Source organism: Geodermatophilus sp. URMC 62 (genome assembly GCF_052931475.1).
On sequence record NZ_JBRFHY010000001.1, the window covers coordinates 5,505,563 to 5,528,456 of the forward strand.

The 22,894-nt window shown below is 76.3% G+C and carries 24 protein-coding genes; 8 read left to right on the top strand and 16 right to left on the bottom strand.

All coding sequences use genetic code 11. The annotated features are described in order from the left end of the window. Nucleotides 1-73 precede the first annotated feature (73 nt). Together ACU616_RS26375 and ACU616_RS26380 are read left to right on the top strand one after the other, a co-directional pair. Entirely contained in the window at nucleotides 74-1,084 is a 1,011-nt protein-coding gene (locus ACU616_RS26375) for an iron-containing redox enzyme family protein (RefSeq protein WP_446761355.1), read from the top strand. 181 nt (nucleotides 1,085-1,265) lie between these two features. Beyond that, a complete protein-coding gene (locus tag ACU616_RS26380; RefSeq protein WP_446761356.1) occupies nucleotides 1,266-2,765 on the top strand; it encodes a methyl-accepting chemotaxis protein in 1,500 nt (499 codons plus the stop codon). 33 nt (nucleotides 2,766-2,798) lie between these two features. Here ACU616_RS26380 and ACU616_RS26385 read toward each other — a convergent pair whose 3' ends face one another. The 10 genes from ACU616_RS26385 to ACU616_RS26430 all read right to left on the bottom strand — a co-directional run bounded on the left by ACU616_RS26385 (nucleotide 2,799) and on the right by ACU616_RS26430 (nucleotide 12,462). Next, nucleotides 2,799-3,098: a CDGSH iron-sulfur domain-containing protein gene (locus tag ACU616_RS26385; RefSeq protein ID WP_446761357.1), complete on the bottom strand. Its 300-nt coding sequence runs from the start codon at nucleotides 3,096-3,098 to the stop codon at nucleotides 2,799-2,801. 64 nt (nucleotides 3,099-3,162) lie between these two features. After that, nucleotides 3,163-3,459: a hypothetical protein gene (locus ACU616_RS26390; protein ID WP_446761358.1), complete on the bottom strand. Its 297-nt coding sequence runs from the start codon at nucleotides 3,457-3,459 to the stop codon at nucleotides 3,163-3,165. Between the two features lie 78 nt (nucleotides 3,460-3,537). Beyond that, complete coding sequence (locus ACU616_RS26395) at nucleotides 3,538-6,630, bottom strand: bifunctional [glutamine synthetase] adenylyltransferase/[glutamine synthetase]-adenylyl-L-tyrosine phosphorylase (RefSeq protein WP_446761359.1); 3,093 nt, start codon at nucleotides 6,628-6,630, stop codon at nucleotides 3,538-3,540. 4 nt (nucleotides 6,631-6,634) lie between these two features. Next, complete coding sequence (locus ACU616_RS26400; protein ID WP_446761360.1) at nucleotides 6,635-7,366, bottom strand: type 1 glutamine amidotransferase; 732 nt, start codon at nucleotides 7,364-7,366, stop codon at nucleotides 6,635-6,637. Nucleotides 7,367-7,443: 77 nt separating this feature from the next. Beyond that, entirely contained in the window at nucleotides 7,444-8,784 is a 1,341-nt protein-coding gene (gene glnA, locus ACU616_RS26405; RefSeq protein ID WP_446761361.1) for a type I glutamate--ammonia ligase, read from the bottom strand. A 125-nt stretch (nucleotides 8,785-8,909) separates the two neighbouring features. Then, on the bottom strand, nucleotides 8,910-10,139 hold the full coding sequence (locus tag ACU616_RS26410; protein ID WP_446761362.1) for an NAD(P)/FAD-dependent oxidoreductase: 1,230 nt from the start codon (nucleotides 10,137-10,139) through the stop codon (nucleotides 8,910-8,912). A gap of 12 nt (nucleotides 10,140-10,151) precedes the next feature. Beyond that, entirely contained in the window at nucleotides 10,152-10,778 is a 627-nt protein-coding gene (gene folE, locus ACU616_RS26415) for a GTP cyclohydrolase I FolE (RefSeq protein ID WP_446761363.1), read from the bottom strand. Continuing rightward, nucleotides 10,775-11,212 carry a hypothetical protein gene (locus tag ACU616_RS26420; protein WP_446761364.1) on the bottom strand — a complete coding sequence of 146 codons (438 nt, stop codon included), beginning with the start codon at nucleotides 11,210-11,212 and terminating at the stop codon, nucleotides 10,775-10,777. The genes folE and ACU616_RS26420 overlap by 4 nt, the downstream gene beginning before the upstream one ends. Before the next feature lie 57 nt (nucleotides 11,213-11,269). After that, nucleotides 11,270-11,974, bottom strand: a complete 705-nt coding sequence (locus ACU616_RS26425) for a helix-turn-helix transcriptional regulator (RefSeq protein WP_446761365.1) — start codon at nucleotides 11,972-11,974, stop codon at nucleotides 11,270-11,272. Between the two features lie 29 nt (nucleotides 11,975-12,003). Further along, nucleotides 12,004-12,462: a MarR family winged helix-turn-helix transcriptional regulator gene (locus ACU616_RS26430; protein WP_446761366.1), complete on the bottom strand. Its 459-nt coding sequence runs from the start codon at nucleotides 12,460-12,462 to the stop codon at nucleotides 12,004-12,006. A gap of 102 nt (nucleotides 12,463-12,564) precedes the next feature. Between ACU616_RS26430 and ACU616_RS26435 the strand changes: the two genes are divergently transcribed. Then, entirely contained in the window at nucleotides 12,565-13,614 is a 1,050-nt protein-coding gene (locus ACU616_RS26435; protein ID WP_446761367.1) for a universal stress protein, read from the top strand. On the opposite strand, the gene ACU616_RS26440 is transcribed toward ACU616_RS26435, so the two are convergent. Further along, complete coding sequence (locus tag ACU616_RS26440) at nucleotides 13,593-13,946, bottom strand: DUF488 domain-containing protein (RefSeq protein WP_446761368.1); 354 nt, start codon at nucleotides 13,944-13,946, stop codon at nucleotides 13,593-13,595. The genes ACU616_RS26435 and ACU616_RS26440 overlap by 22 nt on opposite strands. A gap of 181 nt (nucleotides 13,947-14,127) precedes the next feature. Between ACU616_RS26440 and ACU616_RS26445 the strand changes: the two genes are divergently transcribed. From ACU616_RS26445 to panB, 3 genes are all read left to right on the top strand, one after another. Then, on the top strand, nucleotides 14,128-14,973 hold the full coding sequence (locus ACU616_RS26445) for a slipin family protein (protein WP_446761369.1): 846 nt from the start codon (nucleotides 14,128-14,130) through the stop codon (nucleotides 14,971-14,973). 246 nt (nucleotides 14,974-15,219) lie between these two features. Continuing rightward, a complete protein-coding gene (locus ACU616_RS26450; protein ID WP_446761370.1) occupies nucleotides 15,220-17,055 on the top strand; it encodes an NAD+ synthase in 1,836 nt (611 codons plus the stop codon). Beyond that, nucleotides 17,052-17,882, top strand: coding sequence for a 3-methyl-2-oxobutanoate hydroxymethyltransferase (gene panB / locus ACU616_RS26455; protein WP_446761371.1), 831 nt, complete (start codon nucleotides 17,052-17,054; stop codon nucleotides 17,880-17,882). Before ACU616_RS26450 ends, panB begins: the two co-directional genes overlap by 4 nt. A gap of 39 nt (nucleotides 17,883-17,921) precedes the next feature. Here the strand turns inward: panB and ACU616_RS26460 are convergent, their stop codons facing one another. From ACU616_RS26460 to ACU616_RS26475, 4 genes are all read right to left on the bottom strand, one after another. Further along, nucleotides 17,922-18,353: a DUF2784 domain-containing protein gene (locus tag ACU616_RS26460; protein ID WP_446761372.1), complete on the bottom strand. Its 432-nt coding sequence runs from the start codon at nucleotides 18,351-18,353 to the stop codon at nucleotides 17,922-17,924. Between the two features lie 127 nt (nucleotides 18,354-18,480). Beyond that, on the bottom strand, nucleotides 18,481-19,410 hold the full coding sequence (locus ACU616_RS26465) for a type IV toxin-antitoxin system AbiEi family antitoxin domain-containing protein (protein ID WP_446761373.1): 930 nt from the start codon (nucleotides 19,408-19,410) through the stop codon (nucleotides 18,481-18,483). Between the two features lie 156 nt (nucleotides 19,411-19,566). Next, nucleotides 19,567-20,268 (bottom strand): NADPH-dependent F420 reductase, encoded by a 702-nt coding sequence (npdG, locus tag ACU616_RS26470; protein WP_446761374.1) that lies wholly within the window; start codon nucleotides 20,266-20,268, stop codon nucleotides 19,567-19,569. Between the two features lie 58 nt (nucleotides 20,269-20,326). After that, complete coding sequence (locus ACU616_RS26475; protein WP_446761375.1) at nucleotides 20,327-20,512, bottom strand: hypothetical protein; 186 nt, start codon at nucleotides 20,510-20,512, stop codon at nucleotides 20,327-20,329. Between the two features lie 87 nt (nucleotides 20,513-20,599). On the opposite strand from ACU616_RS26475, the gene ACU616_RS26480 reads away from it, so the two are divergent. Further along, a complete protein-coding gene (locus tag ACU616_RS26480; protein ID WP_446761376.1) occupies nucleotides 20,600-21,118 on the top strand; it encodes a mycothiol transferase in 519 nt (172 codons plus the stop codon). Here the strand turns inward: ACU616_RS26480 and ACU616_RS26485 are convergent. Beyond that, on the bottom strand, nucleotides 21,082-21,552 hold the full coding sequence (locus ACU616_RS26485; protein WP_446761377.1) for a cupin domain-containing protein: 471 nt from the start codon (nucleotides 21,550-21,552) through the stop codon (nucleotides 21,082-21,084). The genes ACU616_RS26480 and ACU616_RS26485 overlap by 37 nt on opposite strands. 124 nt (nucleotides 21,553-21,676) lie before the next feature. Here ACU616_RS26485 and ACU616_RS26490 point away from each other — a divergent pair, with 124 nt between their 5' ends. Then, nucleotides 21,677-22,888, top strand: coding sequence for a GGDEF domain-containing protein (locus tag ACU616_RS26490; RefSeq protein ID WP_446761378.1), 1,212 nt, complete (start codon nucleotides 21,677-21,679; stop codon nucleotides 22,886-22,888). Nucleotides 22,889-22,894: the final 6 nt, after the last annotated feature.

Below are 22,894 nucleotides of genomic sequence, written 5' to 3' on the forward strand. Positions count from 1 at the left end.
CCCGCCCTACCCGGCGCGGCATCACATCGTGCACGGTGCATCGAATCCCGGTTCGCGGGGCATGGCGAGGTGCATGCAGCTGCCCGAGCCCCGGGGCCCCCTCACGGCCGCCCTCTGCGCGGACCTCCTCGCCGGTTCCGTCTCCCCGGACACCGTCGACCTCGCCGCCCGGATCGTGTCGGCCGCGGCCGACCCGCTGCACGACGAGGACCTGCAGCTGGCCCTCGCCGTCTGCTACGAGCTGCACTACCGGGGCTTCGACGGCGTCGACGACGCGCTCGAGTGGGATCCCGCGCTGCTCACGCTGCGCGCCCACCTGGAGAGCCGGCACACCGCGGCGCTGCGGGAGCTCACCGGCTCGCCGGCGCCCACGGACGAGCCGGTCGACGTCCAGCTGGGCGCGCTCGTCGCCGCCGACGACGGGCCCTCGCTGTCGCGCTACATGTCCCGGCAGGGGACGGCCGAGCAGTGGCGCGAGTACCTGACCCTGCGGTCGGTGTACCACCTCAAGGAGGGCGACCCGCACACCTTCGCCATCCCGCGGCTGTCCGGGCGGGCGAAGGCGGCCATGGTCGAGATCCAGGCCGACGAGTACGGCGGCGGGGCTCCCGGGCGGATGCACAGTGAGCTGTTCGCCGGGATGATGCGCGACCTCGGCCTCGACGCCGGCTACGGCGCCCTGTGGGACGACGCCCCCGCCGTCGCCTTCACCGCCGTCAACACCATGTCGCTGTTCGGCCTGCACCGGCGCTGGCGGGCCGCGGCGCTGGGCCACCTGGCCTGCGTCGAGATGACGTCGTCGGAGCCCAGCCGGCGCTACTCCGCGGGGCTGCGCCGGCTCGGGCACGACGAGTCCACGACCGTCTTCTACGACGAGCACGTCGAGGCCGACGCCGTGCACGAGCAGATCGCCGCGGTGGACATGTGCGGGTCGCTCGTGGCCGAGGAGCCCGCGCTGACCGCCGACGTCCTCTTCGGCGCCGCCTGCTCGCTCGCCCTCGACGGCCTGGCCGCCCGGTGGCTGCTCGGCGCCTGGGAGGCGGGGCGCTCGTCGCTGCGCGGGGAGCGCCCGCTGGCCGCCTGAGGACGAGGGGTCCTCCGCACGCACCGCAGTCGTCCGGCGTCCCGACTGCAGATCGGTCGTGTACTGCCGATCATCCCGTCGCAGGACCGCGGGGCGATCCCCGGCGGTCCCCGACGACCGGAGGACTCCCATGTGGCGGCGACCCGACCCCGCTCCCCCGAGCGCACTCGCGCCTCCACCGATGCCCCGCGACATCGAGACGCTCGAGGCCGTGGTCGCCGCCCTCGACGGCGGGGTGCGGACGCCGCTGGACGCCCACGTGGCGGTCGTGCGCACCCTCACCGAGGCCTGCGGCCTGGAGTACGGCGCGGTGTGGGCGCCCGCCGGCGACGGCTCGTTCACCCTCGCCCACGAGACCGGGCCCTGGGCGGCGGTCAGCGCGGGCTGGCCGGACAGCGGCCGGCTCCCCGACACGACCGGCGGCCGGGCGGTGCGCGAGCGGCGCGCCGTCCACCTGGACAGCGCCCCCGCCGCCCGGGGGGCCGACCCCCGCTGGCAGGCGGCCTGGGCCGCCGGCGCGCGGGAGGGCTGTTTCATCCCGGCCGTCGACGACGGCGTGGTCACCGCGGTCGTCGAGTACCACTCCACCCGGCAGCTGCCGTTCTTCGGCTCCCGGACGGAGAAGTGGGAGTCGATCCACCGGCTGTTCGCCGCCATGCGCGCGGCCGCCCTCGCCACGGCCGCGCAGCGGGAGACCGTCGACGACCGCCTAGCCGTCACCACCGTCGTCAAGCGCATGGGCGAGGCCACCGACGAGTCATCGGTCCTGCGCACCGCGCTGGAGACCGTGCGGACCACCTTCGGCTGGGCCTACGGCTCGTTCTGGGCGCTCGACGAGACCGAGGGCGTGCTGCGCTTCCACACCGAGTCCGGCTCGGCCGGCGAGGAGTTCCGGCGGGTCACCCTGGGCGCCAGCTTCGCCGAGGGCGTCGGCCTGTCCGGGCGGGCCTGGCGCCAGCGCGACCTGGTGTTCGTGCGCGACCTCGCCGAGGTCACCGACTGCGTGCGCGCGCCCGCAGCCCAGCGGGCCGGTGTCCGGTCCGGGGTCTGCTTCCCGATCACCGCCGACGGCCAGGTGATCGGCACGATGGACTTCTTCGTCACCGAGACCATCGACCTGTCCGACTCGCGGGCCTCGGCGCTGCGCAACGTGCAGCACCTGGTCTCCCAGCGGCTGGACGCGCTGCGCCGGGCCGAGGCCGACGCCCAGCGCTCGCGGGAACTCCTCGACAGCGTCAACCGGCTCCGCGAGGCGGCGTCGGCCGCCGGCGAGGTGGCCGACAGCGCCGTCGCCCAGGCGTCCACCATGACCTCCGAGGTGGCGGCGCTCAGCGAGGCCTCGACGGCGATCGGCGAGGTCATCCGGATCATCTCCGGCATCGCCGACCAGACCAACCTGCTGGCGCTGAACGCCACCATCGAGGCCGCACGGGCCGGCGAGGCCGGGCGCGGGTTCGCCGTCGTGGCCAGCGAGGTCAAGGACCTCGCCCGGGAGACCGCCGCGGCCACCCAGCGGGTGTCGGACCAGATCGCCGGCATCCAGGCCAGCAGCGAGCAGGTCACCGCCGGCATCCACACGACCAGCGAGGTGATCGGCCGGCTCGACGCGGTGCAGGCGCGGATCAACGACGTGCTCGAGGAGCAGGTCCGCATGGCCCGCGCCATCGACGCGCGCTCCTGAACCGAGGACCCTCCTGCCCCGAGGGGTCCTCGCTCAGGCCGGGCGGTCGTGGCTGCGGATCGCCGCCGCCGGGCGCGGTCGGCTCGGCGCGCTGGGCGCGGAGAAGCCCGAGCGCTTGTGGGTGCCGTCGCAGAAGGGCTTGATGCCGGACTTGCCGCAGCGGCACAGCGCCACCGTCCTGCGGCCCGGGTCGATCTCGGTGCCGTCCTGGTCGACCAGGCGGAAGTCGCCGCGCACGATCAGCGGCCCGTCCCGGTAGGGCGTGATCGTGGCGCCGGGGTCCTCGGCGGGCAGGTCGTCGCGGTCGTCGTCGGCGGGCAGCGCTGAGCTCACACCTCCAGCGTGCCCCGCCGGCCCGGCCGGCACACGCCGCGGGCCTCCCGCTGCCGCGCGGGCGTCAGTCCCGCTCGCCCCACCGCACCCACGACGCCGTCAGCGGGTGCTCCACCGCGAACTCGTCGGCGGCCGCCCGCCGCCGGGCCTCCGCGGTCCGGTGCGGGTGCTCGCGGTGGTGGAGCCCCTCCGCGCAGCGGCTGTGGCTCAGGTAGTGCTGCAGCGCCGCCGCCGGGTCGATCCGCTTGCCGCGGGCGGCCACGTCGTGGCGGGCCTCCCACTCGCAGGCCAGCTTCTCGGCCGCGGACATGGACTCCGCACCTCCGGTGCGCTCCGGTGGGCGGTGGACGGTGTCCGACATCGCGCTCTCCTCCCGGACACGGGGACCTGTCCCGATCGTCCTCCCCTCCGGCCCCGGCTTCCAGGGCCCCGGCCACGTTCAGGCCTCGGGACGTCCGTAGAAGACGTGCTCGACCACCGCACGGGCGTGCCGGGTGGTGCGGCGGTAGTCGTCGAGGAACTGCCCCGGGTCGGTGTCGGGGCCGTACCCGCTGGCCCGCGCCACGCCGGCCAGCTCCAGACCGGGCCGCGGCAGCTGGTCGCTGGGCCGGCCGCGGACGAGGAAGACCGCGTTGCGGGCCCGGCTGGCCAGTTCCCACGCCTCGCGCAGCGCCTGCGCCTGGTCCTCGGCGAGCAGCCCGTGCCCGGAGAGCTCGGCGAGGACGTCGACCGTCGAGGGACGGCGCAGCGCCGGTACCGCGGCGGCGTGCTGCAGCTGCAGCAGCTGGACGGTCCACTCGACGTCGGCCAGCCCGCCGCGCCCGAGCTTGGTGTGGGTGGCCGGGTCGGCGCCGCGGGGCAGCCGCTCCCGCTCGACCCGCGCCTTGATCCGGCGGATCTCGGCCACCTGCGCGTCGGTCAGCCCGCCCTCCGGGTAGCGCAGCGGGTCGACCAGCTCGAGGAACGCCGCGCCCAGCTCGGGGCTGCCGGCCACCGGGGTCGCGCGCAGCAGCGCCTGCACCTCCCACACCGACACCCAGCGCTCGTAGTACTCCCGGAAGGCCCCGAGGCTGCGCACCAGCGCACCCTGGCGGCCCTCGGGGCGCAGGTCGGCGTCGACCTCGAACGCCGGGTCGGGCGCCGGCTCCCCGAGCAGGCGGCGCAGCGTGTGGGCGACGGCGTTGGCCGCCTGGGTGGCCCGCCCCTCCTCCGCGGCGGCCCGCGCGCGGTGCACGAAGAGCACGTCGGCGTCGGAGCCGTAGCCCATCTCCCCGCCGCCGAGCCGGCCCATGCCGATGACGGCCAGCTCCATCGGCACCTCGTCGGGGGCCAGGCCGGCCTCCCGCGCCCAGGCGCGGACGGCGACGTCGAGGCCGGCCTGCAGCGTGGCGACGGCGACGGCGGTGAGCGCCTCCCCCACCCGGACGACGTCGAGGCGGCCCAGCAGGTCGGCCGCGGCGATCCGCAGCAGCTCGGTGCGGCGCAGGGCGCGCAGCACGCGGATGCCGGCCTGCGGGTCGGGCGCGCGCCCGGCCGCGGCCAGCCACGCGCCCGCCAGCGCCTCGGCGCCGCGCGGCTCGAGCTCGGCGTCGTCGGCGAGGATGCGCAGCGCCTCGGGGGTGCGGGTGAGCAGCGCGGCCACGTACTGGCTGGAGCCGAGCAGCCGGGCCAGCCGCTCGGCCACCCGGCCCTCGTCGCGCAGCAGCCGCAGGTACCACTGGTTGCCACCGAGGGCCTCGCTCACCTGCCGGTAGGCCAGCAGGCCGGCGTCGGGGTCGGCACAGTCGGCGAGGGTCTGCAGCACCACCGGCAGCAGGTACCGCTGCATCGACGCCGACCGGGACAGCCCACCCGACAGCGCCGCCATGTGCCGCAGCGCGCCCTGCGGGTCGGCGAAGCCGAGCGCCCGCAGCCAGTCACCGGCAGCAGCCGACCCCAGCTGCGCGGCCTCGGCCGGCACCTTGGCCACCGCCGAGAGCAGCGGACGGTAGAAGAGCTTCTCGTGCAGCCGGCGCACCTCGCGGGTGTGCAGGGCCAGCTCGGCGCGCAGGACGTCGACGGCGTCGCCGCGGGAGTCGGGCTTGTAGCCCATCGAGCGGGCCAGCCAGCGCAGCTGCTGCTCGTCGGTGGGCAACAGGTGGGTGCGCCGCAGCCGCAGCAGCTGCAGCCGGTGCTCGACGGTGCGCAGGAAGCGGTAGGAGGCGATGAGGGTGGCGCCGTCGTCGCGGCCGACGTAGCCACCGTCGACCAGCGCCGACAGCGCCGGCAGGGTGCCGCCGACCCGCAGCCGGACGTCGACCCGGCCGTGCACCAGCTGCAGCAGCTGGACGGCGAACTCGACGTCGCGCAGCCCGCCGCGCCCGAGCTTGAGCTCCCGCTCGGCCTGCGCGGGCGGGATGTTCTCCTCCACCCGGCGGCGCATGGCCTGCACCTCGCCGACGAAGCCAGGCCGCTCGCCGGCCTGCCACACCAGGGGGAACAGCTCCTCGACGTAGCCGCGGCCGAGGTCGGGGTCGCCGGCCACCGGGCGCATCTTCAGCAGCGCCTGGAACTCCCAGGTGCTGGCCCACTGCCGGTAGTAGGCCGCGTGGTTGGCCAGCGTGCGCACCAGCGCGCCGGCCTTGCCCTCGGGCCGCAGCGCGGCGTCGACCTCCCACGCGGCCTCCCGGCAGATGCGCATGAGCGCGGCGGCCACGCGGGTGGCGCTCTGCACCGCCGGCGCCTCCGGGTCGCTGGGGTCGACCGGCTCGGCCACGAAGACGACGTCCACGTCGCTGACGTAGTTGAGCTCCCGGCCGCCGGTCTTACCCAGGGCGATGACCGCCAGCCGGCACGGCGCGGCGCTCGCGGGCTGCTCGGCGACGGCGACGGCCAGCGCGGCCGAGAGCACCGCGGCGGCGATGTCGGCGAGCTCGGCGGCGACGTCCTCGGCCGAGAGACCCTCGCCGAGGTCGCGGCCGGCCAGGCTCAGCACCGCCCGCCGGTAGCCCAGCCGCAGGGCGGCCACCCGCTGCGGCGAGGCGTCGGGCGCGGCCCTCCCCAGCCGCACGCCCCACGGCGGGTCGTCGGGGTCGGCGCCGACGGCGAGGAGCAGCTGCCGCTCGAGCGCCTGCGCGGTGGGCCGCACGGGGCCGCGGCTGTCGGAGTCCAGGACGGTCCAGTCGCCGGGGTGGGCGGCCAGGTGGTCGGCGAGGCCGGCGCTCGCGCCCAGCACCGCCAGCAGCCGGCTGCGCAGCAGCGCCGAGCCGCGCAGGCGGGCCAGCAGTCCCGCGGCCGAGCTGCCGGTGGGGTCGGCGGCGTCGAGCGCCTCGATCAGGCGGGACAGCGAGCGGACGGCGAGGTCGGGGTCGCCGGCGCGGGCGAGCGCGGAGACGACCGGGGCGGCCTCGGGGTCGGCGGGCTCGTTGCGGTCGAGGTCCCACAGCCCCAGCGCCGGGTCCGACAGCAGCAGCGCGGCCCGCTCGGCGTCGAGGAACCCGAAGCGGGCCAGCCGCACCCGCGCCCGCCGGGGCACCTCGCGGGTCGTCGACACGCCCTCACACCCTCGTCGTGCTCGCCGCGCGCACCAGGTCGGCGAAGCGCCCGGCGAAGGGCGCCCACACCTCCTCGAGGTCGGGGTGCACCGCGGCGGCCCGCGCGGTGACGGTCGCCGCGTCGAAGGGCGTGGACGCGACCCCGACGGCGTCCCGCTCGGCCCACTCCGCGACGATCTCCGGCGTCGTCTCGATGTGGAACTGCAGGCCGTAGACGTGCCGGCCCACCCGGAAGGCCTGGTGCGGATAGGCGGGGCTGCTGGCCAGCAGCGTCGCCCCGTGCGGCAGCTCGGCGATCTCGTCGTGGTGGAACTGGATCACGTCCGGCGACAGCGGCAGCGGGCCGAAGAGCGGGTCGGAGGCCGCGGTGTCCCGCTTGGCGACGAGGGTGGCCCCCACCTCGGGCCCGTCGACGCCCGGGCGCACGCGGCCGCCGCCGACCTCGGCGAGCAGCTGGGCGCCCAGGCAGACGGCCAGGGTGGGGAGGTCCTCGCGCAGCGCCTCGGCCAGCACGCGCCGGACGCCGACGAGCTCCGGGCTGGTCGCCGCGTCGTCGGTCGCCGACTGCGGGCCGCCCAGGACGAGCAGCCCGTCGACGCCGTCGAGCGTCTCCGGGAGGTCGTCGCCGGCGCCGAGCCGGCGCTCGTCGAGCTCGAGTCCCGCCCGCGCCAGCCAGTCGCCCAGCCGGGCGGGCGGATCGGTCTCGTGCGGGACGACGACGAGCAGGCGGGCCACGGAGGTGAGCTTATGGAACGGCCCCCTCGCAGGGACCCGCGGCGTGCGGAGCACGTCGTGGGGGCGAGGGGGTCCTCCTACAGGCCGGGCAGGTAGCGCTTGAGCTCGAAGGGCGTGACGTTCCGCCGGTAGGAGTTGAACTCCTCCCACTTGTTGCGCAGGAAGAACTCGAAGACGTGCTCGCCGAGGGTCTCGGCCACCAGCTCGCTGCCCTGCATCGCGGTCAGCGCCTCGCCGAGGCTGACCGGCAGGTCCTCGTAGCCGGCGGCGCGGCGCTCGGTGTCGGTGAGCGACCAGACGTCGTCCTCGGCCTCGGGGGGGAGCTCGTAGCCCTTCTCGATGCCGCGCAGCCCGGCGGCGAGGATCACCGCGAAGGTCAGGTAGGGGTTGCAGGCGGAGTCCGGCGAGCGCACCTCGACCCGCGCCGACTGGCCCTTGTTCGGCTTGTAGGAGGGCAGCCGCACCAGCGCCGAGCGGTTGGCCCGGCCCCAGGTGGCCGCCGTCGGCGCCTCGGTGCCGGCCAGCAGGCGGCGGTAGGAGTTGACCGTCTGGTTGGTGACGGCGGTGTACTCGCGGGCGTGGGTCAGCAGCCCGGCGACGAACTGCCGGCCGGTCGCCGACAGCCGGGTCGGGTCCGCCGCGTCGTGGAAGGCGTTGCGGTCGCCCTCGAACAGCGACACGTGCGTGTGCATCGCCGACCCGGCCAGGTCGGTGAACGGCTTGGGCATGAAGGTGGCGTGCACGCCCTGCGCGAGCGCGACCTCCCGGACGACGTGCCGCAGCGTCATGATGTTGTCGGCCATCGACAGCGCGTCGGCGTAGCGCAGGTCGATCTCCTGCTGGCCGGGCGCGACCTCGTGGTGGCTGAACTCCACCGAGATGCCCATCGCCTCCAGCGCGAAGACCGCCTCCCGCCGGAAGTCGTGCGCCACGTTGTGCGTGGAGAGGTCGAAGTAGCCGCCGGTGTCGGCCGGCCGGGGCGACGAGCCGTCGGCGGGGAGGTCCTCGAGCAGGAAGAACTCGACCTCGGGGTGGGTGTAGAAGGTGAAGCCCATGTCGGCGGCCTTGGACAGCGCCCGGCGCAGCACGTGCCGGGGGTCGGCCCACGACGGCGACCCGTCGGGCAGCGTGATGTCGCAGAACATCCGCGCCGTGTCGCTGGGCCGCCCGCTGCTGGAGGGCATCACCTGGAACGTGCCCGGGTCGGGCTTGGCGAGCATGTCGGACTCGTAGACCCGCGCGAAGCCCTCGATCGCCGAGCCGTCGAAGCCGATGCCCTCGGCGAACGCCGCCTCGATCTCCGCCGGGGCGACGGCGACCGCCTTGAGGTAGCCCGAGACGTCGGTGAACCACAGCCGCACGAAGCGGATGTCGCGTTCCTCGAGGGTGCGCAGGACGAACTCCTGCTGTCGGTCCATGCTGGCCATGATCGGGTCCGCTCGTTTCCGGGGTGTGACGTCGCCGCACAGCCTGCCCGGTCGGGGCGCCGGGCACACCGGGAGGGCGCCCCCGTGTCGCCCTCCCCGACCGGCCGGTCCCGGGATCAGGCGGCGAGCTCCCCGAGCGGGACCGCAGGGTCGGTCAGCCGGTCCACCGCGACCTGCCGTCGCGACCGGACGAGGGCCTGGACCGGCTCCGTGACGTCCCGGACGCCGACGTTCATCCCGGCCTGCACGCGCCCCTCGTGCACCCAGAACGCGACGAACTCCCGCGACCCGACGTCGCCACGGCAGACCACCCTCGCCTGCGGCGAGGCCAGCCCCGAGCACTCCATCCCGAGGTCGTACTGGTCGGTGAAGGAGTAGGGCACGCGGTCGTGCACCACCTCCTGGCCGAGCATCGACCGCGCCGCGGCCGGGCCGCCGTGCAGCGCGTTCGCCCAGTGCTCGACGCGCAGGTGCCGGCCGTACAGCGGGGAGTACGACCGGGCGACGTCGCCGGCCGCGAACACGTCGGGAGCCGAGGTGCGCAGTGCCGCGTCGGTGAGGACGCCGCCGTCGACCCCGATCCCGGCGGCCTCCGCCAGGGCGGTGTCGGGCACCGCGCCGACCCCGACGAGCACCAGGTCGGCGGCGATCTCGGCACCGCCGTCGGTGAGCACCGAGGCGACCCGCCCGCCGGACCCGCGGATCTCGCGCACGCCCGTGCGGGTGCGCAGGTCGACGCCGTGCTCCCGGTGCAGTCGGGCGAAGACCTCCCCCATCCGCGGTCCGAGCACCGCGTGCAGCGGCGTGGGCCGCGGTTCGACCACGGTCACCGCGTCGCCGTGGTGACGGGCGGCCGCGGCGACCTCCAGCCCGATCCACCCCGCCCCCACGACCACGACCCGCCGGCCCCCGCGGAGGAGGTCGGCGCGCAGCCGGTCGGCGTCGGCCAGGGTCCGCAGGTACCGCACGCCCTCGAGGTCGGCGCCCGGGACGGACAGGCGCCGGGCCGACGATCCGGTGGCCAGCAGCACCCGGGTGCAGGGCAGCTCCTTCCCCGTGTCCAGGGCGACCCGGTGGCCGGCCACGTCGAGGCGGGTGGCCCGCGTCCCCGTGCGCAGCTGCAGCCCGTGGGCCCCGTACCAGCCCTCGTCGTGCACCTGGGCGCCGGCGCGCTCCGCGGTGCCGAGGAGGTAGCCCTTCGACAGCGGCGGGCGCTCGTAGGGCAGCTCGGGTTCGGCCGCGACCAGCACGACCGGCCCGTCGAAGCCCTCCTCCCGCAGGGTCGCGGCCGCGGTGGCCCCGGCGAGCCCCCCGCCGACGACCACGATCGGCGCCTGGGTGTCCACGTCCGGCTCCCCTCAGCAGGCCGTGCCGGTCAGGGCGAGGAACTCCTGGCGGGAGCGGGCGTCCTCGCGCAGCAGACCGTGCAGGGCGGAGGTGATGGTGCGCGACCCGCTCGCCCGGACCCCGCGCAGCGACGTGCACTGGTGCTCCGCCGCGACGACCACGCCGACGCCGCGCGGGGCCAGGTTGTCCTGCAGCCAGTCGGCGACCTGCTGGGTGAGCCGCTCCTGCACCTGCAGGTCGCGCGCGAACAGCTCGAGCACCCGGGCGAGCTTGGACAGCCCGAGGAGACGCTCCCCCGGCAGGTACCCGATCGAGGCGACCCCGGTCAAGGGCAGGAGGTGGTGCTCGCACAGCGACTGCACGGGGATCGCGGTCACGACGACCATCTCGTCGTAGCCCTCGTCGTTCGGGAACGTGGTCAGCTCGAAGGCCCGGCCGGTGAGCAGCTCGGCGTAGGCGGCGGCGACGCGGCGGGGCGTCTCGGCCAGGTGGGGCTCGGCCGGGTCGCGGCCGAGGGCCCGCAGCAGGGCGGCGACGGCCCGCTCGGCGGCGGGCAGGTCGACCGGGGCGCGGTCGCCGACGACGTGCAGCCGGTCCCGGCTCCCGCGCGGCGCGGCCACCGGCCCCGGGACGCTCACCGCGGCACCTCCGCGCCGGCGCGGGCCGGCTGCGCGTACCGCGCCGCGAGGCGGGCCAGGGCCACCGCGCCGGCGAGCAGGCCGAGGTCGCGCAGCGCGACGTCGTAGGCGCCGGGGCCGGTGAGCAGGTCGACGACGATCCCGGCCAGCCAGGCCGCGACGACCCACGCGCCGATCCGGGGGGCGACGGCGACCAGGACCCCGGCGAGGACCTCCACCACCCCGACGGCGTACATCGCCTGCTGCGCCGTGCCCGGGACGATCGCATTGATCCACCCGGCGAGGTAGCGCGGCCAGTCGGTGAGCAGGTTCGTGAACTTGTCGAGCCCGAAGACGACCGGCGCGACGGTGAAGGTGGTCCGCAGCAGGAGGAACGCCTGCCGGCCCGGGTCGGCGGCGAGGGAGGGAGAGGTCGGGTGCGCGTGGATGGTCATGGTGGCCTCCTCTAAAACCAATGACGGTTGTCAGTAGAGACCTGGGCCATCCCGCTGTCAATCGCCCGGCGCGCCGCTCCCGTCGGGTCCGCCGGTGGCCTCCAGCCGCACGCAGCAGGCACCGGGGACGGGCCGCAGCCGGGCGGTCAGGTCACCGACCCCGGCACCGTCGAGCACCCCCTCCAGGAGCTGCAGGTTCATGCCGCAGACCAGGTCGGTGTGCTCGCGCGCCAGGGCGTGGAAGGGGCAGTTGGCGAGGGCGACACCGCCGCCGTCGACCCGCGGCTCGTACCCGCAGGCCTCCAGGACGCGCAGCACCGCCGCGCGCCCCCCGGCCCCGTCGGCGGCGGCCCCGAGCTCCCGCCCCCGCGCGCGGGCGCGCCGGTTCAGGACGGCCCCCGGCCGCTCGCCGGACCTCTCGGCCTCGACCACGGCCGCGGCGAGGAGCTCGCCGGCCAGGTCGTAGCGGCGCTCCGGCAGCGACACGGCCACCGAGCACGCCGACCGCCGGTAGAGCTTCGCCGGACGCCCGGCGCCCGGACCGCTGCGCCCCGTCCGTCGCTCGTAGTGCACCTCGAGCAGGCCGTCGTCGACGAGCCGGTCGAGGTGGAAGGCCGCCGTCGCCCGCGGGACGCCGACGGCGGCGGCCACCTCGTCCCGCCCGACCGCCTCCGGCTGGCGGACGACGTGGTCGTAGAGCCGGCGCCGGGTGGGCTCGGCCAGGGCGGCGACGGCGGCGACCTGGTCGGCGTGGGCGTCCACGCGCGGATCCTAGGTCGAACGCACGTTCGTCACACGGTCCCGGACTCGGCCGCGGGCACCGCTGCGCCCCGGTGCGGCGGGGTCAGCGCCGCGTCGAGGCGGCGCAGCTCGTCGCGGTGCAGGGCGCTGAGCCGGTCGAGGACCTGCTCGCCCTGGGCGGTGAGCAGGATCCGCACGGAGCGGGCGTCGTCGGGGTTGGCCGCCCGGGTGACGAGGTCCTGGCCCTGGGCCCGGTCGACCAGCTCGACGACGCTGTGGTGGCGCAGCTGCAGCCGCTCGGCCAGTTCCCGGATCGTGGCCCACTCCCGGTCGGGGAAGCCCTTGAGCGCCAGGAGCAGCTGGTACTGCTGCGGGGTCAGCCCGTGCCGGCGGACGGTGACCTCGCTGAAGCGCAGGTAGCGGCGGATGCCGAACCGGAACCGCGCGAGCGCCTCGAACTCCTGCTTGGTCAGCGGCGCACCGGCGGGTGCGTCGTCCTCCGCGGCCACCGCCTCATTCGACCACGCATGCGTCGCGCGCGGAGCCGGTCCACCACCGGAGTATCGCGTTACGATGCACATGCCGGTGCGGACCGCCCCGAGGAGGCGCTCGTGCTCAGTGACGCCGAACACCGGGCCGTGCAGGAGCTGGAGTCCGTGCTGATGTCGGACCCGGCCTTCGCCCGCGCCGTCACCCCCGTCGTGCGCCGCCTGCACGGGGTGTCCGCCCCCGTCGTCGTCGGCGTCGCCGCCACCGGCGTGTCCATGCCGGCCGTCGAGTGGGCGGCCGCGGAGGCAGCCGGGCAGGGACGCCCCCTGCGGATCGTGCACGCCTTCTGCGCGCCGCTGGTGCTCGATCCGCTCGGCGTGATCCCCGCGGCCGACAGCCTGCCCGCCCAGCAGGCGGCGGCCGGGCGGCTCGTCCGTGCCGCACTGGCGCGGGTCCGGTCGATCGCCCCGGGGGTCGAGGTCTCCGCCGGCATCGTCCGGGGCTCCCCCCGCCGCGTCCTCCTGCGCGAGAGCCGGGACGCCGCCCTGCTCGTCCTGGGGTCCCGGTGGCCGGGGTGCCGGTGGCAGGGTGGCCGGCGACCGGGCCTGGCGCACCTCCTGCACGGGTCGCTGGCCGCCCGCGTGACCGCCGGCGCGGGGTGCCCCGTCGCGGTCGTGCGCCCGCCCGCGCCGGCCGCCGCGGACGTCGTGCCACCAGGGGTCGTCGTGGGCGTCGACGGCCTCCGGCACTCCGACGCCGCCGTCGGGTTCGCCTTCCGGGCCGCCGCGCGGCGCAGAACCGCCGTCACCGCCGTCCACGCGTGGACGGCCGACTGCCCGGCCGACCTGGAGGCGGTGATCGCTCCCCTGGTGACCACCGAGGCCGCGGCGCACGCGCTCGTCGACGACGCCGTCGGGAGGTGGCGGGAGCTGTACCCGGACGTGCCGGTGGGCACCGAGGTGGTGCGCCGCGACCCGGCCGCCGCGCTGATCGCGCGGTCCGCGGGCGCCGCGCTCGTCGTCGTCGGGTCGCGGGGCCGGCGGGCGGGGCTGGGCGCCGTGTTCGGCTCGGTGAGCCGTGCCGTGGTGGTCGGGGCCGCCGGTCCGGTCGCCGTGGTGCACCGCGGCACCGAGCCGTCCCCGCCGGGGGCCTACCGGTGGGCCAGCAGGTAGTCCCGCAGCGCCACCGCGCTGTTGCGCTCCTCGTCGCGGGCGCTGTAGAGCAGGACGACGGGCCCGGCGCGGGCCGCGTCGAGCAGCGGCTGCCAGGCCCCGGGGGCGGCGTCGAGCTCCGCGGTGTAGCGCCGGCGGAACTCCTCCCAGCGATCAGGGTCGTGGCCGAACCACCGGCGCAGCGGCGTGCTCGGCGCGACGTCGCGCACCCACTCGTCGAGCTGCAGGTCCTCGCGGCGGACACCGCGGGGCCACAGGCGCTCGACGAGGAACCGCCGTCCCCCGGGCAGGGACGCGCGGTCGTACACCCGCCCCACGTGGATGGCACCCACCCGAGCCTCCGCAGGTCGTGCGGGCGGCGCCGGGTCCGCCCGTGGGCACCAGCGTGGCGGAGACGCGCCCCGGCCGGGAGGCCCACCGGCGGCGTCCGCGGTCGCGTCCCCGCCGGAGCGCCCTGCGCCGGGCACGTCGTCCCCGTGCCCGCACCGCACCGAACGGGACGAGGAGGCCGAGATGGACGCCATCCTGGTGGTCCTGGCGATCGTGCTCGCGGGGCTGCTGCTCCTGGCCGGGGCGAGCGTCCGCGTCGTCACCCAGTTCGAGCGGGGTGTGGTGCTCCGCTTCGGGCGGTTGCGCGGCGAGCCCCGGATGCCCGGGCTCGCGCTCATCGCCCCGCTCGCCGACCGCATGCACAAGGTGAACGTGCAGGTCGTCACCATGCCCGTCCCGGCCCAGGAGGGGATCACCCGGGACAACGTCACCGTCAAGGTCGACGCGGTCGTCTACTACCGGGTGTTCGACCCGGTGCGGGTCGTCGTCGACGTGCAGAACTACCAGGCGGCGATCGCCCAGGTCGCCCAGGCGTCGCTGCGGTCGATCATCGGCAAGAGCGACCTCGACGACCTGCTCTCCAACCGCGAGCGGCTCAACCAGGGCCTGGAGCTGATGCTGGACAACCCCGCCGTCGACTGGGGCGTCCACATCGACCGCGTCGACATCAAGGACGTCGCGCTGCCCGAGTCGATGAAGCGGTCGATGTCCCGGCAGGCCGAGGCCGAGCGGGAGCGCCGGTCCCGGGTGATCACCGCCGAGGGCGAGCTGCAGGCGTCGCAGACGCTGGCGCAGGCGGCCTCGGTGATGGCCGCCGAGCCGGCCGCGCTGCAGCTGCGCCTGCTGCAGACCGTGGTGGAGGTGGCCGCGGAGAAGAACTCGACGCTCGTCCTGCCCTTCCCGGTCGAGCTGCTGCGCTTCCTGGAGCACGCCACGCTCCCGCCGGCTCCGCACGCCGCCGCCCCGGCGGAGCTCCCCGTCCCGCGGCCGGCGACCGACACCGTCCCGGCACCGGCCGACGGTCGCTGAGGCCCACCCGCGGGCCGGCGCGGCCGCGGCGGACCAGCACCCCGGCGACGGGGTCGGGGACGGCGTCCCGCGCGGCCCGGACGGCGGGCAGCGCAGGACGACGCCCCCGTGGGTGTCGTGCCACTCCCGGTGGCGCGCGCCCTGGGGTGACGGCGACCCCGGTCACGCCGGGCCGAGCACAGGGTGGGATCCAGGGCCGCCGTCCCCGGTCTGGCCCGTCCCCGGACCCGGTTGTTGGATGGTCCCGTGACCGTGCAGCTGAGAGTCGCGATGGCCCAGGTCGACACCCGCGTCGGCGACCTGGAGGGCAACGCCGCGGTGGTCGTCGAGTGGGCGGCGAGGGCCGCCGGCGAGGGCGCGCACCTGGTCGTCTTCCCCGAGATGACGCTCACCGGGTACCCGGCCGAGGACCTGGTGCTGCGCGAGTCGTTCGCCGCCGCCAGCGAGCAGGCGCTGGTCGACCTGGCGGCCACGCTCGACCAGCGCGGGCTGGGCGACCTCGCCGTCGTCGTCGGGTACCTGGCGCACACGCACGGGCCGGCGCCGGCCGCCGTCGACACCCCGCCGGCCGCCGACGGGTCCGACGACGAGCGGCCCGGCGACGCCAACCCCCGGCGCGGCCAGCCCCGCAACGCCGCCGCCCTGCTGCACGGCGGGCGGGTGGTGGGCCGCTACGCCAAGCGGCACCTGCCCAACTACGGCGTCTTCGACGAGGCCCGCTACTTCGTGCCCGGCTCCGAGCTGCAGGTGGTGCGCCTGCACGGCGTCGACGTCGCGCTGACCATCTGCGAGGACCTGTGGGTCGAGGGCGGGCCGTGCGGCGTCGCGGGGCAGGCCGGCGTCGACCTCGTCGTCTCCCCCAACGCCTCCCCCTACGAGCGGGCCAAGGACGACCTGCGGCTGCCGCTGGTGCGCCGCCGCGCCGCCGAGGCCGGCGCCCCGATCGTGTACTGCAACCAGGTGGGCGGGCAGGACGAGCTGGTCTTCGACGGCGACTCGCTGGCCGTCTCCGCCGACGGCGAGCTGCTCGCCCGGGCGCCGCAGTTCGTCGAGCACCTGCTCTGCGTCGACCTGACCCTCGACCCGGCGCGGGTGCCCGAGCGGCGGGCGGGCCGGGTCGGGCCGATGACGGTCACCCGCACCGTCGTCTCCGAGGAGCCGGCGCCGGCGTTCGAGCCGCGCCCCGGGCAGGTGGCCGACCCGCTGGGTGACTGCGAGGAGGTCTGGCGCGCGCTGGTCCTGGGGCTGCGCGACTTCATCGACAAGAACGGCTTCCCGTCCGTCGTCTTCGGCCTCTCCGGCGGCATCGACTCCGCGCTGGTGGCCGCGCTGTCGGTCGACGCGCTGGGCGCCGACCGGGTGCACGCCGTCGCGCTGCCCTCCCGCTGGTCGAGCGAGCACTCGATCGCCGACGCCGAGGACAGCGCGCGGCGGCTGGGCCTGCACTTCTCCACGGTGCCGATCGCGCCGGTGGTCGACGCGTTCGAGTCGCAGGTGGAGCTGTCGGGCACGGCGGCGGAGAACCTGCAGGCCCGGGTGCGCGGCACGCTGCTCATGGGGCTGTCCAACCAGCACGGGCACCTGCTGCTGGCCACCAGCAACAAGAGCGAGGTCGCCGTCGGGTACTCCACCCTCTACGGCGACGCCGCCGGCGGGTTCGCCCCGATCAAGGACGTGCCCAAGACGCTGGTGTGGGAGCTGTCCCGCTGGCGCAACGCGCACGCCCGCGACCGCGGGGAGACCGAGCCGATCCCGCAGAACTCGATCGACAAGCCGCCGTCGGCCGAGCTCGCGCCCGGGCAGAAGGACAGCGACTCGCTGCCTTCCTACGAGGAGCTCGACGCGGTGATCGCCGACTACGTCGACCGCGACCTCGGCATGGCCCAGCTGCTCGAGCGCGGCCACGACCCCGAGGTGGTGGCCCGGGTGCTGCGGCTGGTCGACGTCGCGGAGTTCAAGCGCCGACAGTCGGCGCCGGGAACCAAGATCAGCCTCAAGGCGTTCGGCCGCGACCGGCGCCTGCCCGTCACCAACCGCTGGCGGGAGAGCCTGCCCAGCGTCCGCGAGGGAGCCCAGGCGTGACCGAGTCGGTGCTCTACGGCGGGACGTCGACCGCGCGGGTGCGCATCCACCACCTGCGGCAGGCCAAGGAGCGCGGCGAGAAGTGGGCGATGCTCACCGCCTACGACACCTACGCGGCCGCGGTGTTCGAGGAGGCCGGCATCCCGGTCCTGCTGGTCGGCGACTCGGCCGGCAACGTCGTCCTCGGGCACACCTCCACGGTTCCGGTCACCGTCGAGGACCTGCTGCTCATGACGAAGGCGGTCACCCGCTCGACGAAGCGCGCGCTGGTCGTGGCCGACCTGCCCTTCGGCAGCTACGAGGCCGCACCGGAGCAGGCGTTCGCCACCGCCGTCCGGATGATGAAGGAGGGCGGCGCGCAGGCGGTCAAGCTCGAGGGCGGGGTGCGGGTGGCGCCGCAGATCCGGATGCTGGCCGACAACGGCGTCCCGGTGATGGCGCACGTCGGGTTCACGCCGCAGAGCGAGCACGCCCTCGGCGGCTTCCGGGTGCAGGGCCGCGGCGCGGGTGCCGAGCAGCTGCTCACCGACGCGCGCGCCGTCCAGGACGCCGGGGCCTTCGCCGTCGTCCTGGAGATGGTGCCGGCCGAGATCGCCGCGCAGGTGACCGAGGAGCTGGCCATCCCCACCATCGGCATCGGCGCCGGCGTCGGCTGCGACGCGCAGGTGCTGGTGTGGCCGGACATGGCCGGGCTCACCGGCGGCCGGGTGCCGAGGTTCGTCAAGAAGTACGCCGACCTGCGCGGGGAGCTGCTGCGCGCGGCCCGCGAGTACGCCGACGAGGTGCGCAGCGGGGCCTTCCCCGGTCCCGAGCACTCCTTCGAGTAGCCCGCCTCGACGAGGAGCCCGTGCGGGCCGTGGTGGCCGTCAACGCCGTCCGGGACGCGCGGCCGGGGGACCGACGGAGCCGGCCACCGTCCCCGGGTCGGCGGCGCGCACCCGGAGCGCACGCGCGGTCAGCAGGCCGTAGCCGACGGCGTTGAGGCCCCCGGCGACGACGTACATCCCGACCTGCGTCGCGGTCGCCCGGACGTCGAGCCCCAGCGGGCCGAACAGGACGTGGCCGAGGAAGCCGCCGTCGTAGGGCGCGGCCCCCGCCCGCTCCCGCAGCGCGAGCTCGAGCGTGGTCAGCGGACACGGGGCGCCGGCCAGGTTCACGGCCAGGACGGCGAGCGCCACCGGCGCGTGCGCCAGCACCAGGCGGGGCCACCGGAGCGCCAGCAGGGCGCCGGTCAGCATGAACAGCACGACGGCCGCGTGCAGGACCGCGACCGCGCCCGCGAGCAGCACGGCGTCCATCCTCGCGCCTCACGAGCCCACGGTGTGCGCTCGCGCCGTGATCCCGGCGACGGGCTCCACCGGCTCCATCCGTGCTCTGCCGGTCCGATCGGGCCCGGGGAGCGCGGAAGGAACCGGTGGAGCCGGCTCACACGTGTCTGGACCGGCCCCGCTCCAACGCCCGCCGCACCCGCGGTCCCAGCACCTGCGGCGTGAGGTCGGCCCAGGTCCACCGGACGACGCCCCAGCCCTCGTCGCGCAGAGCGTCCTCGCGCCGCTTCTCCTCGAAGACCGCATCGCCGGCGTCCTGCCCCGGTCGCAGGAGCCGCCCGTACTTCACCCGCCCGTCGAACTCGCCGACCACCCGCGCGTCCTCCCAGGCGACGTCGACCCGCCCCAGCAGGCGCCCGTCACCCGCCCGGATCGGCAGCTGCAGCGTCGACGGCGGCATCCCCAGCCGGTGCAGCAGCACCCGGCTGCGGCTCTCCCCGACGCTTTCGCTGCGCCCGTCGGCCAGCGCGACCGCCCGGGCGGCCCGTCGGGCGCCCGGGACCCCGGTCAGGCCGGCCAGCTCGGCCTCCAGGTCTCTCCGCTCGACCAGCCCGAGCCGTAGTGCGGCGTCGAGGACGACGACCGCGGGCTCGGCCGGAAGAGCACGCGCCAGATCCAGCGCCGTCCGGACGGGCGTGGTGACCGCGACGCCGTCCACGGTGGTGACCTCGTCCTCGCGCAACCGGGCGACGTGACAGCACCGGTACCGGCCGACCTCGTTCGACGCTGGAGGTCGCCGTGTGACGTGCACGCGGCCCAGGGCCACCCCCCACAGGGGCATGCCCCACAGGACCGCAGCCGACTGGTGGCTCAGCACCGCCGGGCGCCGGAGTGCGGCGACCGTCGCGGCGACCAGGTGCCGGTGCCGACGGACGGCGTCGACCGTGGCCGCGTCGACCAGGTAGGCACCGGGCCGCAGGCGGGTCAGCTCACCCCGGCGCAGGCGCGCCGTGAGTTCCTCGTCCGACCAGCCGGCGGGCAGGGCGTCGCGGCGCAGGAGCAGGTCGGGAGGGAGCAGGGGATCCACGGGCCGACCGTCGTCCACGAGCCGGCGCGGCGGGCGGGCCGGCGGGAGGACGTGGAGGGGTCAGAGGCCTGTGGACGGCGCCCCCTACGGGCTCCTTCCGTGCGCCACCTGCCCGATCGGGCCCGGGGAGTACAGGAGGGGCCGGTGGAGCGGACCTCAGACGTCGGTGACGCGGATGCCGGCGTGGGCCTTGTAGCGGCGGTTGACCGAGACCAGGTTGACCGTCAGCGCCTCGACCTGGCGGGCGTTGCGCAGCCGGCCGGCGTAGACCCCGCGCATCCCCGGCAGCCGCCCGGCCAGCGCCTGCACGGTGTCGGTGGCGGCGCGGTCGTCGCCCACCACCAGGACGTCGCCGTCGAGGGTGGGCCGGGACAGGTCCTCGAGCAGCACCGCCGAGACGTGGTGGAACGCGCCGACGACCGCCGAGTCGGGCAGCAGCGCGGCGGCCTGCTGGGCCACCGACCCCTCGGGCACGTCGAGGACGTAGGCGCCCAGCTCGTCGAAGCCCATCGGCACCACGCAGTCGACGACGACCTTGCCGGCCAGCGGCGCCGCCAGCGCGGCCACCGTGTCCGCGTGCCCGGCGAAGGGCACCGCGACGACCACCAGGTCGGCGGCGCCGGCGACGTCGGTGTTGGACCCGCCCTGCACCGACACCTCGCCGACCGCGGCGGTCGCGGCACGCTCACCCACCGAGGCGGCCACCTCGCGGGCCCGGTCGCCGTCGCGCGAGCCGAGCAGCACCCGCTGCCCGACGGCGGCCAGCCGGACGGCGAGCCCCCGCCCCTGCGGCCCGGTGCCGCCGAGCACCCCGACGACGAGCTCCTCCACCGGACGTCCCTGCGCTGCCGCCGTCACGCCGCCCCCTCCCCCGGCGCCGGCCTGCCCGGCGTCCCGGGCCGATCATGCCGGGTGGTCAGTCGCCCTCCCGCCACTCGCGGTCCTCGGCGTCGAGCCGCTCGTTGCGCTCGGCCACCGACTGCAGCGCGTGCTCGGCCTGCTCCCGCGTCTCGTACGGGCCCAGCCGGTGCCGCTCGGCACAGCCGTCCCGGGTCTCCACGGTGTTGTGCTTGAGGCAGTAGAACCACGGTCCCTGCGCCACCGGCGCACCTCCACTCGGCCGGCCCCTCCACGACGGCGGGCACTCGACGGGGACATGCCCGAGGAACTCGGCTGGCATGCTCCGTGCGTGTCCGACTCCTCGACCCCGTCACCCGAGGACGTGCACCACGCACAGCTCAGGACGCAGTTCGAGGCCTTCCTCGACGACCACCGCCGCGCCCGGGGAGCCTCCCTGGACGGGCTCACCGAGGAGCAGGCGCGTCGGTCACTGGTGCCGTCCCGGACGACGCTTCTGGGCCCGGTGAAGCACGCGACCTTCGTCGAGCGGGTCTGGTTCGACGAAGCGGTGACCGGCCGGTCACGGGCCGAGATCGGCATCCCCGCGACGCCGGACGAGTCCTTCGTCCTGGACGACGACGACACCGTCGCCTGGGTCCTGCAGGCGCACGCCCGCGCCTGTGCGGCGTCCCGTCGGGCGACCTCCCACCTGGGATTCGACGACGTCGTCCACGTCAACCGCCCGCGGTCCGCTGCCGCTGCGCTGGGTCCACCTCCACGTGCTCCGGGAGCAGCTCCTCCGCGGGTGAGGGACAGGTCACTCCTCGCCCGTCACTCCTCGACCATCACCTGGTCGTGGCGGGCGTAGAACGCCGTCATCTCCTCCGGGCTCGGTCGCCGGCCGCTGCGGCGCAGCTCGGCCATCTCGGCGAAGAAGGTCTCCCGCGCGACGCCGGGGGTGAACAGGATGAGGAGGGACGCCGGCTCACCGGAGTCGTTGCGGAACCCGTGCACGCCGCCCTCGGAGGCCAGCGCGAAGTCGCCGGGCCGGTGGGGCTGCCACCGCCCGCCGGCGTAGAGGGTGACCTCTCCGGACAGGACGTAGAAGGACTCGGAGAACGTCCGGTGGTAGTGCGGAGCCGCTCCGGCGGCGTGCGGGCCGAGCCGGTACTCGACCAGCCCGAAGCGGCCGGCGGTGACCGCGCCGGTCGCGACCATCCGCAGGGCGTTGGGGCCGGCGTCGGCCATCGGGTGGTCGGCCAGCGTCCGGACCTGCACTCGTCCCGGGTCGGGGTGCGACATGCCCGCGAGCCTGCCAGCGGCGCGGCCCCGCCGGGCGGCTCCCGCCCGCCCCCACGTGACCGTGATCACCCGGCCGCGCGGCGGAGCACCCGGAGAGGGCAGGTCGTAGGGCATCCTCTCGCGCGTGAGCTCCGCTCGACTCCTCGACCACGACGGCACGGCACCGTCCCCCGGGGCTCTCGGCACCGGCGGCACCGAGCACTGCGCCGCCGCGCTGACCCTCGCCGTCCTCCTCCTCGCCGGCGGCGCCGCCGGCCTGGTGGAGCTGGCCCTCGACGGCGTCGTCCGCGACGGGGTGGCGCGCTGGACCCACGCGGCGGCCGCGGCCGCCCTCCTCCTGGCCGCGGTGCCCCTCCTGGTGCGCCGCCGGGCCGGCCTCTGGCAGACCTCCGGCCTGGTGCTCCTCGGCGACCTGGCCTACGTGGTCGCCGCCCTCTGCACGGAGGACCCGGTCCGCTACGCGCCGCCGCTGGTGCTGCTGGTCCCCTCGGTCGTCGCTGCCTGGTTCCTCCGCCCCTGGATGCTGGCGGTGCACCTGGTCGTCACGCCGGTGGCCTGCTGGATCGCCCTGGCCGACAGCCACCCGGGTGCGGTGGCCCTGGCCGTCCAGGTCGGCGTGCACGCGGGGGTGCTCGACCTGGCCGCCGTCGCCGTCCTCGTCCTGCGCCGCCGGATGGAGCGGCTGCTCGTCGAGACAGAGGCCCTCTCGCACCGCGATCCGCTGACCGGGCTGGCCAACCGCCGGCAGCTGGTCGACCAGGCGCCCCGCACGTGGCGGCAGGCCCGCCGCGCGGGCCTGCGGGTGGCCGCGATGGTCCTCGACCTCGACCACTTCAAGCAGGTCAACGACGTCCACGGGCACGCCGCCGGCGACGCCGTCCTGCGGGCCGTGGCCGCCGCGCTGGCCGCGACCGTGCGCCCCAGCGACCTGCTGGCCCGCGTCGGCGGTGAGGAGCTGGTCGTGCTCGGGCTGGTCGGCGACCCCACGGAGGCGGGCCGGCTCGCCGAGCGCCTCCGGCACGCGGTGTCGGCCACCCGCAGCGCGTACGGGCACGCGGTGACCGCCTCGATCGGCGTCGCGCTGACCAACCCGGTGGACGGCGAGGACGCCACCGACGCGCTGTGGCGGCTGGTCGACCGCGCCGACGCGGCGATGTACGAGGCCAAGCAGGCCGGCCGCGACCGGGTGGCCGCCTTCAGCCCGCCGCGGCCCCGCGCGACGCCGACCGACGAGCACCTCCCCTCCGGGCACGGCCGGCCCGCGCCCGGGCGTCTCGACCCGCCGACCGTCCCGGGCACGGCCGGCTCGCCGCCGGTGCCGCGCGACCCGCACTGAGCTCCG